The following is a 13,018-nucleotide window of genomic DNA, read 5'->3' as shown; positions in this document are numbered from 1 at the left end:
TTTGGCAAAATGAAGATTTTAAGGATATGAATACGATACATTCTATAAATTTGTAACTCATGACCTCTAATCCGAAAAAACGGAGCGTTCATTCTGAATTAGAAAAAATGGCCAGCTCTTTACCCCTCCTTGGATTCAGTTTTTCCTTTGGACATGCAGCCCCTCCTAAACAGCGCGTTACCATGACCCGGAGTCCACGCATTGTGACCTGCCTCAAGGGCAACTTCTCCATGCATATATCGCGCGGCGGACATTCCGAATACATAGATCTTCCGCCCATGCACGCCGTCTTTGTTGAGCGCACATCTTGGAATGCACCCTCAACGCGCATGATCTCTGAATTTTTGACCTTAGATTTCGATGACCGGCATACCCGTTATTATTGGGCAATTTGCCCAGATCATACTGTTCATCCCGAAACCAGAGCACGGGGAGACTCAATGTTTATAGGAGCCCCACGGAAGCAGGAGACACAATCGCTTGTGGACGCTTTGGAAATCCAAGCATCAAATCCTCTTCAGGCTAATATCCAGATCCTCGAACACCTCACAAATGCGTTAATTCACCAAGCGTGGATCGATCTGAATGAACCTCAAATCGAGACGCATAATATCTCTCAACAACATTGGGAAACTATCGTTCAATACATCGACGAACACCTAGACGAATCGCTCGATCGACGCACTTTGGCTGATGTCATTGAGGTACACCCCAATCATGTGTCTCGAATCGTCCAAAAGCACTGTTCAGTGTCCCTTCCTGCCTATCTCAATCATCGTCGAGTTGAGCGAGCTACCATTCTGCTCGAAGACTACTCTCTTTCGATCAAGGAAATCGCATTCAGCTGTGGCTTCGAAGAACCAAACTATTTCTCATCAGTTTTTCGACGAATAAAGAAAATGTCTCCGCTAGAGTGGCGAAAGGCGCGAGCTTTAAAGGCTAAGTAGCCTTCTGTCTTTTGACCGATATCCTCAACGCAATGCCTAAACCTAACATAAGCAATGAGTAAAACGTTCCTCGACTCAGCTCCACACTCATAAGCTCAATCAACGAAGCGTCAGGTGCGCGAAATTGCTCTCCTAATATGCGGCACAAGCCATAGACTATGAGGAATTCTGAAGCGAGCAGACCCTTTAGCTCTCCAGCTCTGAGTAATTTCAGACGACTGAAGAAACGCCACCATAGCCAAACACCCACGACGCAACCCTCTAATCCAGCTGCATACAGCTGGCTGGGGTGCCTCGGCACCAAAAAGTATCCACCCAGATTGTTTAAATAAGACGGCGTGCTTTCGCTGAAAACAATGGCCCAAGGCACCCAGCTGGGATCTCCCCAGAGTTCTCCATTCAGAAAATTCGCAATGCGCCCGAGGAAAATCCCGGGAGTCGCCACCAAGACACACAAATCTGTAAGTCGAAGAAATGACACACGCTGCTGCTTGGCAAAGATCAAAGCGCCTAACATCACGCCAACAAAACCTCCATGACTCGCCATGCCTCCCTCCCAGACGCGAAACACGCTCAGTGGATCGGACATCAAATCTCCGAAATTATAGAGCAACATGTAGCCCAAGCGCCCTCCGGCCATCACCCCGACAATGAGATATAGCAGAAAGTCTGACCGTTTGTTGTCATCAAGTGGCGATACGCCAGCTCGGTAGAGATATCTAAGTAGAAACCAAGCAATAACAAAACCAATGAGGTAGGCTAATCCATAGAATCGAATTCCATCGATAAGTGGCGTCCCCTCCGGAAATTGAAATAGAAAGGGATGTGGCTCCAGGTAGACATATTCTTCAGCTCCAGGCGCGATCGGGTGCATCTGTGCAGATAAAGAATGTCATTATCGAGAGTCGAAAGAGAAATGACCGTAGCCGGTGGATTTATACACCTGAGATTACGAACGATATCCCTTTCTTTATAGATACTTTTGGCTACGGTTAAAATTCCCAAACCTGACAATCAGTCTACAAACCCAATCGTATCACGTGAATAAACAAACCGTTATCATCGTCGCCTTTGCTGTCGCCCTCGTCACCATCGCCGCCCTGGCGACCCGCCTCTATATTTCGGTACCTGCCGGCCATGTCGCCGTCGCTACCTTGTTTGGTAAGGTCAAAGCCGATCCTTACCCAGAAGGCCTCCATCTACCTGTTAATCCGCTCTACGAGTTTGTGCTCTACGATATCCGCGAAAAGGAACATAAAGAGACCGCAGGCGTGCCAAGCCAGGACCAGCTTACCACATCGGTAGACGTCAGCATAAAATACCGAATCAATGCTGAAGATGCACCTCGTATTCTCCAGGAAACCGGTGATTTCAATGCGGCTCTTCAAGTCCAGATTATACCCAAACTGCGTTCTGTAGTCCGCGAACAAGGTAAAAGCCTTGCTCGAGCCGAGGATTTCTTCCTCCAAGAAACCCAGGAACAGCTTCAGTCGGCTATATTCAACACCATGAGTGATTATTTACAGCCGAAGGGAATCACGTGTCTCGATATCCTCATCCGCGACATCAAACTACCGAATTTCATTACTCGGGCGATCGAGTCTAAAAAGGAGCGCGAACAAGAGGTCGAAAAACAAAAGGCTGAGCTGGAGCGTTTCCGTACCGAGCAACAGCAAATTATCGCCGAGGCTCAGGCCAACCGTGAGGCAGCTGAACTCGAAGCCGAGCAACGACGCGTTCTTGCCGATGCCCAGGCCTATGAAATCGAGAAGCTCAACGAAGCGATCGCACAAAACCCGGCCTACATCCAGCTTCAAGCTCTAGAAGCTCTCAAAGCAATTTCAGCCGACGACTCCAGCAAGCTCTACTTTATAAACGGCGATTCTCCTGCCCCGCTTCCACTCATGAATATGGGCGAGCCTTTAATCGGGAAATAGGGGATCAGACCGAACAACCTAAGGTGCTAAGCTAATTTCGACGCGAGCGCTGTCAGCACTCGGCGCTTCGCCCTCTTCTCCATCGAGAGGATGGGCATTACCATAACCAGTCACACGTTCGATCTTCTCTGGATCGAGCGCATAATATTCTAATGCGCGGCGCACCGCATTTGCCCGATCTGAACTCAGTTCCCAAGGACCATAGTTTTCATCATCTGAGACAGTGTCATCCAATGGGCCCGTGTGAGCATCGATCCGCACCCGCATGGGATGTTGCTCAGTAACCCATGAAATGTTTTGCATAACCAGATTCCCCCAGGGGGTAAATTGGGTGCCATCCCCTTCAAACAGAGATTTATCGGTTCGATTGAAAATCGAAATGCGTAAACCATCCGAAGTCACCTGCACTTTGATGGGAGAGTCTTCGACATCGGTCTCTACATTCAGATAGCGCAGAAAGTCTTGTACGACATTTTTGATATACTCGATCGATTCTTGCCCCATCGATTCGGCATCAGAACCATACTGCCGCTCCCGAGTATCGGTGCTCGAACCCCCCATATCAATCGGCGACGAACTAGACTGTCCGCTTTCCATATAGCGGAATGGATTCTGTAAGATCTGGACGACCCCGGCCAGAGTTTGCTCATCCTGACCCACAATCCACAATACGAGGAAGAAAGCCATCATCGCACAGAAAAAGTCTGCCGCTGCTACCTTCCAAGAGCCCCCGTTACAAATCTGCTCATCTTCAACCTCCTGCACTACCGGAGGCACCCACTCAGATTCTACCCATTCGAGGTCGTCCATGCGTGGCCGTGGAGGAGCCATTTTATTTAGCCCCCTTTACCAGCTCCTCTAGCTCCGCCGCAGACGGTCGAAACTCAGCATCAATCATCCGACGCCCCATCTCTACGGCCATAATCGGAGCCATCCCTTTAGCAAAAGCTTCTAAGCAGGCAGCCAAAACTTTGTAATACTGAATCTGCAATTCATTACCGATGTGCAAACGTTGGCTCATTGGGGTTAGAAATCCGTAGGCAAAATAAATCCCCATGAACGTTCCAGTGAGGGCAGCGGATACCTTATAACCGATCTTTGCCGCTCCCTGATCAATCACGCTCATCGTAACGATGATACCTAATACCGCTGCGCAAATACCCACGCCCGGAAGGGAATCAGCCGCCAGATGAAGAATATGCACCGGCCCTTCCATTTCCTCTTCCATACTATGGATATCTGTTTTCATCAGACCTGGGAGCTGCTCAGGCTTAATCTTTGCATCAATGATGGGGCGCAAATTTGAGACAAGAAAAGCAGTGCGTTCCTCATCGGAGACAAACGTAGAATATTTGCTCAGAATACTACTCGCTGATGGATCTTCCATGTGCTCATCCAGCGCAATAAGTCCGTTTTTTCGACCTATCGTAAAGAGCTCAAATAAAAGCTGTAACAACTCGTGAAAGTCTTTCTCTCCAGCACCGCCACCTTTTAACAGCCCAATACTAGCAGCCAACGTCGCTTTGAGAACTGACGGTGGGGCTGCAATCAAACAGAGACCCAGCGTGATTCCGCCGATGATCACAATCTCGGATACGTGAAAAAGACTGGGTATGTAGCCGCCCGCCATGGCGAATCCGCCGAGCGTGCTGGCAATGATAACTATGCCGCCGATTATTACCGTCATGGTGTGTGTGGGTTAATTGGGAATCCGTTCCCAGTGCAAAATTCGGAGACGCCGATCGAACCTTTAATCAGACTCTACGGTTCTGAACTCTTTTTCCTACAGGGATTTACGTAGATTTAATGATACTGATTTCTCATTAAAATTGGATACGCTGCATTCGAGTTACTTCGCTCAATTCATTGACCTCAGCCCCATAGGTGAACAAGTTTTCACTATGAAAACCTCCTCACCTCGTTTCCCGCAACTCGCTGGGAATGCACCAGAAGACATTCGCCGATGGCTCCATACCTTTCGTGCGAGTCCTAAAGAAGACTCCAGCGCACCATCCGGCATACCCCTCAATCATCCGCAGCTCACACAGTGTCTCAGTCATGGACGCTTACCCACCGGCATACTTGGAGAAGTGGTCACGCCACACCCCAGTGGAGGGGGTCAGCTTTTTCTTGAATCACTCTTATTAGGGGCAGTCCGCATACACCGCTATATGGCTCTGATCGATGCATGCGACACCTTCGACCCTGCAAGCGTTCCCGAAGCCTGCTTCCCTTTTTTGCTTTGGATACGCTGTCGTCATACAAAAGAAACACTCCGCGCAGCGGACATCCTGATCCGCGATGAGAATTTTCCGTTAACCATCATCGATCTACGACAAGTCTCAACGATAGACCAGCAACGCATACCGAATAACCAATGGTATCGCATTCAGCGAACCGTCCGCCAGCAGGGAAGCACCTGTATGGTCTTCACCCGCCGTGCCAGCATAGCTGCGGCCCAGTTACGCCTCGAACTATCCGCCCAGCTCACACTCGAAGATCACTTCCGGCCGCGTAATCAAATCTGGGAGCAACTCCCCATCCATATCACGCGGCAACGCCAGGGCTTAGACGACAACCAGCATGAGGCCACTGCTTGAACCTGGTTCAAGAAGGCCCATCAGCAAAAAAGCTTATAACGCCTTGGCGTTTTGAACTAGATGCATGATGTTAATCTGAAAATGCCATCATTTATCAGGATTCTACTGTGCGTGCTCGTATTTGCAGGCCTTGGGTGTTCGCATGAGCGCACGGGCAGCCTCATCGCTGATGAAGCATTTGAACCCGCTGCTGCCCGCAACGACACTGATGTGTTCGATACTTTCATGGCGCGACTGGAGAACGAGCGTCTTTGGGGAGTCTATCAGATTTATCGTGGCTTTCAGCGATTCAGGAGTGATCTAGACACACACATGAAAGCCTTAGAGCACACCCCAGATTGGGTTATGTTCTTTCGCGATCTGCCCACACGGCGCCCGTTCCCGACAGAAGCGGCAGTTTATTTGACCAGTCAGGGCATCATTCCCGTAATTAACCTGGAATTTCACGAATGGCGCTTTCGTAGAGACCCAGAGCAAGTGAACTGGCTAGAGCGTATCGTCCAGGGAGAACTTGACGAAAGCTTTCGGAAATGGGCTCGTGATGCTCGCAAAATCGACGGCCCGATTCTCATCCGCCCTGGATTTGAAATGAACGGCGATTGGTTTGCCTGGGGGCAGCAGCCGGATGCATTCTGTCGCGCATGGCGCCATTTGGTGTGCTTATTCCGCGAGGAAAAGGCAGATAATGTAATCTGGGTCTGGGCGCCCAATGTCGAATGGGATGCGGAGCGTGAGATGACAGATATGGACCTCTACTATCCGGGAGATACCTATGTCGATGTCGTCGCCTTAGACGGCTACAATTTTGGAGACGACTCCAACCCTTGGCACAGCTGGATGACTTTTGATGAAGTGTATGCCCATTCCATTGAGAAGATCAGTAAATATCCTCAGCCCTTTATTATCAGCGAAATCGGCTGTTCTCATGAATCGGGCAAATTGGAATGGATGAAAGCTTTTTTCCAAAACTTGAAAAGCGATCCACGCATCCGGGGATTTATCTATTACAACTATGCTGACGGGAAAAACAATGAGCCAAACTGGCTATTGGATTCCGACCCTGGAGTATTGGAGTTATTTCGTGAGGAAGTCGGCAGGCTGTAAGCGTTCCGCATACTCTGGAGAAATAGCTGAGCTTGGGGAAAGACGGAAATAATAGAAAACGCACCGACCGGAAAGCGTGCTTACAAGTTATAATAAGCACAGGCCCATTGGATACCCTGCTCAAGATCGTCGAAATCACCGTCAAGTTGAGCTTCGAATACCCGCTTGAGCATCGCCCCCATATGCGGACCCGCCTCAACCCCGAGGGCGATAAGATCGCGACCTTGCACCCACGGTTTCGGAGCGGCATCCTTGATGCGCAAAACTTCCGCACGGCTTTCGAGCCAATCGAGCTCCTTGAAATTCTCCCCTTTGAGGGGTGGCCTTCCCTGCTTGTCGGCGCGGCACACACGCACTAACCGATCGATACGTTTCACCTTACTAGCCAAACGCCGGACTGCAGTATCGCCTGCGTGAGAACTAAAAAACTGATAGGGGCGCATGTGCTGTGACACCATCGGCAGGACATCCTCAATCAGTCGCTTCTCTCCAGTAAGTCGGGATAGAAATTTCTTCGCGATGGGCACTCCGACATCTTCATGTTGCGGAGAGCGCCAGCGTCCACCCTGGTAAAAGGTGGTAACAGGTTTACCCAGGTCATGGCAGAGCACACCCAGCCCGACGACCCAGTCCTCAAGCGGGTCACCCGTGCGCTCGCTAGCGAAAACATCCAAACAATGACAGGTGTGCACCCATACACTACCTTCGGGATGCCAATGGGGGTCTTGCGGGCAATCGACTAAGGCCTCCAACTCAGGAAAATATTGCAGCCAGCCACAGGCCTCAAGAAAGCGCAGTCCATCTCCAATACACTCTCCCTTGGTAAGCAATTTGTAGAATTCTTCGCCAACGCGCTCAAACGGAAGGTGCTCAAATAGGACCGTACGGCACAACGCCACCGTATCTGGATGAGGAGACAATCCAAAGCGCGCAACCATTTGCATCCCACGCAGCACCCTCAAAGGGTCTTCCGAAAATGCAGACGAGACATGGCGCAGGACACGTTTTTCGATATCAACCTGACCGCCTACAGGGTCTAGGATTTTGTCTGTAAGCGGATCCAGGTAAAGGGCGTTCATTGTAAAATCTCGACGCTCTGCCGCAGCCTCAATCGACAAGAAAGGATCGGCTTCAATAGCGAAACCCCTGTGCCCCGGACCGCTCTTTTGCTCTCTCCTAGGAAGCGCCACATCGATCTCAGTTCCCTTAAGTTTATAGACTCCAAACTGCTTCCCGACGTAGTCAATCTTACCAACGCTTGCTAAGGCAGCTTCCAGAGCGGGCGGGTCGAGTCCGAACACCTCAAAATCGAAATCTTTCACACTTTGCCCAAACAGACGATCCCGCACAGAGCCGCCTACGAGAAATGCCTGTCCACCGCGTCCATGGATCGACTGAGCGACTTGGATGACCTCTTGTGGAAAACTAGCCATTTTTAAAAAATCTGAACCACTAAAAAATCACACGCTACACCGCTCTGGCAAAACCAAACGAGGCCTCCTTCCCATGCGATTATTACCGATCTAAGCCGCCAGAGCACATATTTTGCTGGTGGCGGTGTCGGAGGACGCCCTAAAGTCCACGTCGTGGTCGGCGGGTGCTGTCCATTTTGGATTATGAGTAAGATATTAGATGGAGTCATTAAACACCTCTCGAGCTATGAAGCTCAGTTGCGTGAATTCCGGGAAGTCATACTCGCCAATGCCGTGCTGATTGGAGAAATCCCCAGCCCTACTTTTGGCGAAAAACCCCGGATAGATTTTCTCAATAACCGCTTCACTGAATGCGGTTTGGATAACGCAGTTGAGGATGAAGCCGGCAACGGATTAGCGACAATCAACGGAACGAAAGGGGAGTCCAATATCCTCATCTTGGCTCATGCAGATACGGTATTCACCTCTGCAGTGGACCACGCTATGTCTGTCGGCCCTGATTTCATTACCGGGCCAGGCATCGCCGACAACTCCTTGGGCCTAGCAGTAATCGCGAGCTTACCCACCCTCTTCGAAAAGCTCGGGATAACATTTGCATCCAATATCATTCTGATCGGCGCCTCACGCAGTTTAGGACATGGGGACCTGGGCGGACTCCGGACTTTCTTGAAAAATAATGAACAGCCTATCGATGCCGCCATTTGCGTCGAGGGCGCTCAAATAGGGCGCCTGTCTTACTCTTCGATGGGCATGCTGCGCGGTGAAATCGCCGTAGAGATCCCGGAGCAAACTGACTATTCCAAGCTAAAGGCCAATGGGGCGATTTCTATCCTCAACAAGGTAATCAATCGCCTGCTCGCCATCCCTCTTCCCACCGAACCACGCACCAATATCATTTTGGGGTCAGTCGGAGCTGGCACGGGCTTCAATATATTACCACGTACCGGGACACTTCGCTTCGAAGTGCGCAGCCAAGAGGAAGGTATGGCCAAGAAAATCGGCGAGCAACTCTCCGAGTATTGTGCTGAGATCTCGGCTGAATTTTCGGTAAAAGTGAAACTCCGTGAAATAGCACGACGCAAACCCGGTGGCATCGGCTACAGCCACCCACTCACGCGTTCGATTCGCAAGATTATGGAAACCCAAGGAGTCGAACCCAAAGTGGCCCCGAGCACGGGTGAACTGAGTGCGCTGATTGCCCATGAAATCCCAGCGATTACACTGGGGATCACCACAGGAGAAAATCTCCACGAATTTAACGAGCAGATTGCAATTGATCCGATTTTTTCCGGCATCGCACAGCTGATTGCTATCATCGAAGCGGTCGACAAAGGAGTTTTAAATGAGCAGTAAAATCGATAAGTGGCTGAAGAAGAACACATTTCATCATGGCGAGTTCTGGGATCTGCTTGAGCTCATCCGCGTAAAGGAGAAGAAGGGATTAAAAATTTCTCTCTGCATCCCAACACTCAACGAGGAGAAAGCCATTGGCAAAGAGATCGTCATCTTTCGATCCGAGCTGATGGAACGCTATCCATTGGTCGATGAGTTAGCTGTTATCGATTCTGGGTCGACGGATCGCACCCTGGAAGTGGCAAAATCCTTTGGAGCCGATACCTACCTTGCCTCCGACATCCTTCCTGAAGTTGGTAACAAGCCAGGGAAAGGAGAAAACCTTTGGAAGGCAATTCACCAGCTCGAGGGAGATATCATCTGCTACGTCGATGCGGATATTAAAAACATCCACCCGCGCTTTTGCACCGGTCTCGTAGCTCCGCTGATCTATCGCGACGAAGTTCAATATGTAAAAGCGTTCTACGATCGCCCGATTAGCCTCTCCCCAGGCGTACGCACCTCGGGTGGTGGACGCGTGACTGAGATCCTTGTCCGCCCCTTATTTTCACTCTTTTTCCCTGAGCTCACGGCTTTGATACAACCCCTTTCTGGTGAGTATGCAGTGCGCCGTGAAGTGCTTGATAAGATCGCCTTCCCCATCGGTTACGGTGTCGAGACTTCGCACATCTTGGATGTTTATCGCGAGCGCGGCATCGAAGCCTTCGCTCAAACAGACTTGGATCAGCGAGTGCATCGGAATCAAACCACTCAGGCGCTCGGCAAGATGTCATTCGGTATCCTCCAAAGCTTTCTCAATCGACTAGAGAGCTTTGGGATGGCCGATAAACTGCCGGACCTGAGCACCATTTACCGATCTTTCGTTGCCGACGGTAACGACTACACGCTGACAACACGTGAGATTATTGAGATCGAACGACAGCCCATGATTGAAGTCCCCGCTTATCGGGAGAAATTCGGCCTTTAAGTCGGATAAGCATTGGAAATGCAGGTCCTCGCAGTCCACTATCATCTCAAACCCGGTGGGGTCACGCGCATCCTGGAAAACACAGCTCGTGCAAACCGAGCGGCCGGTGAACCGATTGATTTTGCGGTGTTAACCGGGCCCCCGGCTAAAAACGACATCATCGGGCGTTGCGCCTGTATTCCTGAGCTTGCCTACACCACAGAGGACAGCGCTGCCGTCGATGGAGACTGCCTCTATCAAGCCTTGATGCGTGGAGCCCGGGACCTATTCGGAAGCTTACCCGACATCTGGCATATACATAACCATTCGTTGGGTAAAAACTCTGGGATGGCGGGGGCAGTACGGCGCCTCATTGGTGACGGCCGCAAAGTTTTGTTGCAAATGCACGACTTTGCCGAAGACGGCCGTCCAGAAAACTATAAGCTGATTCAGGACAACCTCGAATCCTTAGAGGACCTCTACCCCCTCGCCGACCAAGTCAGCTATGCCGTGATCAATGGCCGTGACTTCCGCTTTTTAGACGAGGCCGGTTTTCCAAATAATCACCTTCATTTTCTACCGAATCCCGTTGCTGATCCAGGGCCATTGAATAGCGACTCCGGCCTCGAGGATTTCCTCCCGTGTAGAGAACTATTCCTTTACCCAGTACGCGCATTGCGGCGAAAAAACCTGGGGGAATGCCTACTTCTGAACATGGCTCATCCCGAAGCCGCCGTCGCCAGCACACTCGGCCCTTCCAATCCAGCGTATCAAACGCAATTTGAGCGATGGAAGGCATTTTCATCAGAGCTTGGCCTGGATGTGCACCTCGGTATTGCCCAAGAAAATGATTTCGCTTTCGAAGCAATTGTGTCCCGCGCAGATGCTGTCATCTCAACATCGATCGCCGAGGGTTTTGGCTTAGGATTCATTGAGCCCTGGCTCTTTGGTAAGCCTTTAATTGGCAGGGATATACCTGACATCACGCAAGACTTTAAAGATGCCGGTATCAACCTAGACCATATGTATCGGAGTATTCCTGTTCCCTTGGATCTGGTCCCCCAAGCTGAACAGCTAAAAGTCAAGGCGAAAGCAGCGGTTGTAGATGCCTACAATGCTTATCAAACCCCCATCTATTATGGCGCCGAAGAAGAAGCATGGACCGCTATGACCCAGGATGATTGCATCGATTTTGGCCGGCTAGACGAAGCGTATCAGGAGCTTTTATTGAAGCAGCTCGCAGCGGATGATAGCGCGTCGTTTTTCGATACCGTCCGCAGTGCATTTTTTGGCCAAACGATCTCACCAGAGCGTTCAGAACAGAATGCCCAGGTTGGCCGTGATGTTTTTTCGGAGGCAGGGTTTTTTAACAATTTGCTGAGTATATACCAATCCCTTTCAAAGCGCACAATCGATCGCGTTTTAGATCACATCCCACCCAGAGCAGTGCTTGCCTCTTTCCTTAAACCTGAGCGTCTGAATCTCTTGCGCACCTAATGAACCTTGCCCAAATATTCGTCGGAACCAGTGAACCCCTGGAACCAATCCCCACTGATACAGTAGCCAAATTACCCAAGCTTCCCGACATCAAGGCAGTGCTCTTCGACGTCTATGGAACGCTCATTATCTCTGGCGTTGGCGACATCTCGCTTACTGAAAGTGAAAACCGCGACACGGTAATTGCCCGTGCGCTAGCATCTCAGGGAATTGGCATCCCCTTCAGTGAGCGAGCAGGCTTAAGTGAACGGTTTCGTTCAGTGATAGCGCAACATCAGGAAAAAGAGAGACTCAATGGCACAGACTGGCCCGAAGTTGATATTCGCTCAGTATGGCGCGACTTTGTGGAAGACGGGGATCAACTCTGCCCTTCCGGCAAACAGCTCAACGCCGTCGCCACATTCTATGAGACCTTGGTCAATCCCGTCTGGCCGATGCCTCATTTGATAGAGGTCATGGATACGCTGCGGAAGTCGTCTTTAGAATTAGGCATCGTATCGAACGCCCAGTTTTTCACTCCCTTGATGTTTGAGGCATTTTTGGAAAAGAACGTCCATGCCGTTGGCTTCCAGAAAGATCTATGCTTTTGGTCATTTGCGCATTTGAAAGCTAAACCAGGGACAGCGCTCTATGAGAAAGCTGTTTGGACTCTGGGCGAAACCTACAAAATACAAGCTCACGAAGTCCTTTATGTTGGCAATGACATGCGCAACGACATTATGCCTGCACAACGCGTAGGTATGCGCACTGCCCTATTTGCACAAGATAAACGCTCTTTGCGGTGGCGTAAGGGAGATACTTCGGTGGATGGCATCGAGCCGGATGCTGTTGTCACCGACCTGCGTCAAGTTTTGGATATTGTAGGCATCTCATGACGACACCCCTTCAGCACGCAGTCAGGTTTTGCGACGACCTGACACGCCAAAAAGATATCAGTGATTTCAAGGGAGCCGAGAACGGCCTGCAGATCGAGAATTCTGGCAAAATCACAAAAATCGGAGCATCTGTGGATGCGGGACTTGAGCCGTTTACTCGTGCCGTCCAAGCCGGCGTGGACTTCCTAATCGTCCATCACGGGCTCTTTTGGATGCCACAGGTCCCCTTTACCGATAGCATCTATAAAAAAATCACAGCCATCCCATAGGGATGCGCTAAAAAATTAAAAAGTGGTTGGCTTTGGCGGACTTCCGATCAAGGAAGT

General features: G+C 50.4%; 13 protein-coding genes. 9 read left to right on the top strand and 4 right to left on the bottom strand.

All coding sequences use genetic code 11. The features are described from left to right. Positions 1-107: 107 nt before the first annotated feature. On the top strand, positions 108-947 hold the full coding sequence (locus HRU10_11665) for a helix-turn-helix transcriptional regulator (protein NRA27890.1): 840 nt from the start codon (positions 108-110) through the stop codon (positions 945-947). Here the strand turns inward: HRU10_11665 and lgt are convergent. Beyond that, complete coding sequence (lgt, locus tag HRU10_11660; protein NRA27889.1) at positions 940-1,821, bottom strand: prolipoprotein diacylglyceryl transferase; 882 nt, start codon at positions 1,819-1,821, stop codon at positions 940-942. The genes HRU10_11665 and lgt overlap by 8 nt on opposite strands. Positions 1,822-1,987: 166 nt before the next feature. Here lgt and HRU10_11655 point away from each other — a divergent pair, with 166 nt between their 5' ends. Next, complete coding sequence (locus HRU10_11655) at positions 1,988-2,884, top strand: prohibitin family protein (GenBank protein NRA27888.1); 897 nt, start codon at positions 1,988-1,990, stop codon at positions 2,882-2,884. A gap of 18 nt (positions 2,885-2,902) precedes the next feature. Here the strand turns inward: HRU10_11655 and HRU10_11650 are convergent, their stop codons facing one another. Further along, positions 2,903-3,715, bottom strand: a complete 813-nt coding sequence (locus HRU10_11650) for an OmpA family protein (protein ID NRA27887.1) — start codon at positions 3,713-3,715, stop codon at positions 2,903-2,905. Position 3,716: 1 nt separating this feature from the next. Beyond that, a complete protein-coding gene (motA, locus tag HRU10_11645; protein NRA27886.1) occupies positions 3,717-4,571 on the bottom strand; it encodes a flagellar motor stator protein MotA in 855 nt (284 codons plus the stop codon). Positions 4,572-4,785: 214 nt separating this feature from the next. Between motA and HRU10_11640 the strand changes: the two genes are divergently transcribed. Both HRU10_11640 and HRU10_11635 read left to right on the top strand, forming a co-directional pair. Further along, entirely contained in the window at positions 4,786-5,484 is a 699-nt protein-coding gene (locus HRU10_11640; protein NRA27885.1) for a hypothetical protein, read from the top strand. Between the two features lie 81 nt (positions 5,485-5,565). Continuing rightward, complete coding sequence (locus HRU10_11635) at positions 5,566-6,588, top strand: hypothetical protein (GenBank protein NRA27884.1); 1,023 nt, start codon at positions 5,566-5,568, stop codon at positions 6,586-6,588. A gap of 80 nt (positions 6,589-6,668) precedes the next feature. Here HRU10_11635 and HRU10_11630 read toward each other — a convergent pair whose 3' ends face one another. Continuing rightward, positions 6,669-7,979: an HD domain-containing protein gene (locus tag HRU10_11630; GenBank protein ID NRA27883.1), complete on the bottom strand. Its 1,311-nt coding sequence runs from the start codon at positions 7,977-7,979 to the stop codon at positions 6,669-6,671. 225 nt (positions 7,980-8,204) lie between these two features. Here HRU10_11630 and HRU10_11625 point away from each other — a divergent pair, with 225 nt between their 5' ends. The 5 genes from HRU10_11625 to HRU10_11605 are packed head-to-tail and all read left to right on the top strand — an operon-like array spanning position 8,205 to position 12,961. Further along, the gene (locus HRU10_11625; protein NRA27882.1) at positions 8,205-9,374 is read left to right on the top strand and encodes a M20/M25/M40 family metallo-hydrolase; all 1,170 of its coding nucleotides are present in this window, start codon (positions 8,205-8,207) and stop codon (positions 9,372-9,374) included. Then, a complete protein-coding gene (locus HRU10_11620) occupies positions 9,364-10,341 on the top strand; it encodes a glucosyl-3-phosphoglycerate synthase (GenBank protein NRA27881.1) in 978 nt (325 codons plus the stop codon). The genes HRU10_11625 and HRU10_11620 overlap by 11 nt, the downstream gene beginning before the upstream one ends. A gap of 18 nt (positions 10,342-10,359) precedes the next feature. Further along, positions 10,360-11,817, top strand: coding sequence for a hypothetical protein (locus HRU10_11615; protein ID NRA27880.1), 1,458 nt, complete (start codon positions 10,360-10,362; stop codon positions 11,815-11,817). Continuing rightward, the gene (locus tag HRU10_11610; protein NRA27879.1) at positions 11,817-12,692 is read left to right on the top strand and encodes an HAD family hydrolase; all 876 of its coding nucleotides are present in this window, start codon (positions 11,817-11,819) and stop codon (positions 12,690-12,692) included. The genes HRU10_11615 and HRU10_11610 overlap by 1 nt, the downstream gene beginning before the upstream one ends. Further along, entirely contained in the window at positions 12,689-12,961 is a 273-nt protein-coding gene (locus HRU10_11605; GenBank protein NRA27878.1) for a Nif3-like dinuclear metal center hexameric protein, read from the top strand. The genes HRU10_11610 and HRU10_11605 overlap by 4 nt, the downstream gene beginning before the upstream one ends. Positions 12,962-13,018 lie beyond the last annotated feature (57 nt).

It is taken from the genome of Opitutales bacterium (assembly GCA_013215165.1).
Lineage (GTDB): Bacteria > Verrucomicrobiota > Verrucomicrobiia > Opitutales > JABSRG01 > JABSRG01.
Note: the sequence above shows the minus strand (reverse complement) of the source record. Positions and strands in the feature narration are given on the sequence as shown.

Bases quoted from the DNA above. Each gene is read 5' to 3' on its own strand.
- HRU10_11665 (NRA27890.1), top strand. From the start codon at position 108: ATGGCCAGCTCTTTACCCCTCCTTGGATTCAGTTTTTCCTTTGGACAT.
- lgt (NRA27889.1), bottom strand. From the start codon at position 1,821: ATGCACCCGATCGCGCCTGGAGCTGAAGAATATGTCTACCTGGAGCCA.
- HRU10_11650 (NRA27887.1), bottom strand. From the start codon at position 3,715: ATGGCTCCTCCACGGCCACGCATGGACGACCTCGAATGGGTAGAATCT.
- motA (NRA27886.1), bottom strand. From the start codon at position 4,571: ATGACGGTAATAATCGGCGGCATAGTTATCATTGCCAGCACGCTCGGC.
- HRU10_11640 (NRA27885.1), top strand. From the start codon at position 4,786: ATGAAAACCTCCTCACCTCGTTTCCCGCAACTCGCTGGGAATGCACCA.
- HRU10_11635 (NRA27884.1), top strand. From the start codon at position 5,566: ATGCCATCATTTATCAGGATTCTACTGTGCGTGCTCGTATTTGCAGGC.
- HRU10_11625 (NRA27882.1), top strand. From the start codon at position 8,205: ATGAGTAAGATATTAGATGGAGTCATTAAACACCTCTCGAGCTATGAA.
- HRU10_11620 (NRA27881.1), top strand. From the start codon at position 9,364: ATGAGCAGTAAAATCGATAAGTGGCTGAAGAAGAACACATTTCATCAT.
- HRU10_11615 (NRA27880.1), top strand. From the start codon at position 10,360: ATGCAGGTCCTCGCAGTCCACTATCATCTCAAACCCGGTGGGGTCACG.
- HRU10_11610 (NRA27879.1), top strand. From the start codon at position 11,817: ATGAACCTTGCCCAAATATTCGTCGGAACCAGTGAACCCCTGGAACCA.
- HRU10_11605 (NRA27878.1), top strand. From the start codon at position 12,689: ATGACGACACCCCTTCAGCACGCAGTCAGGTTTTGCGACGACCTGACA.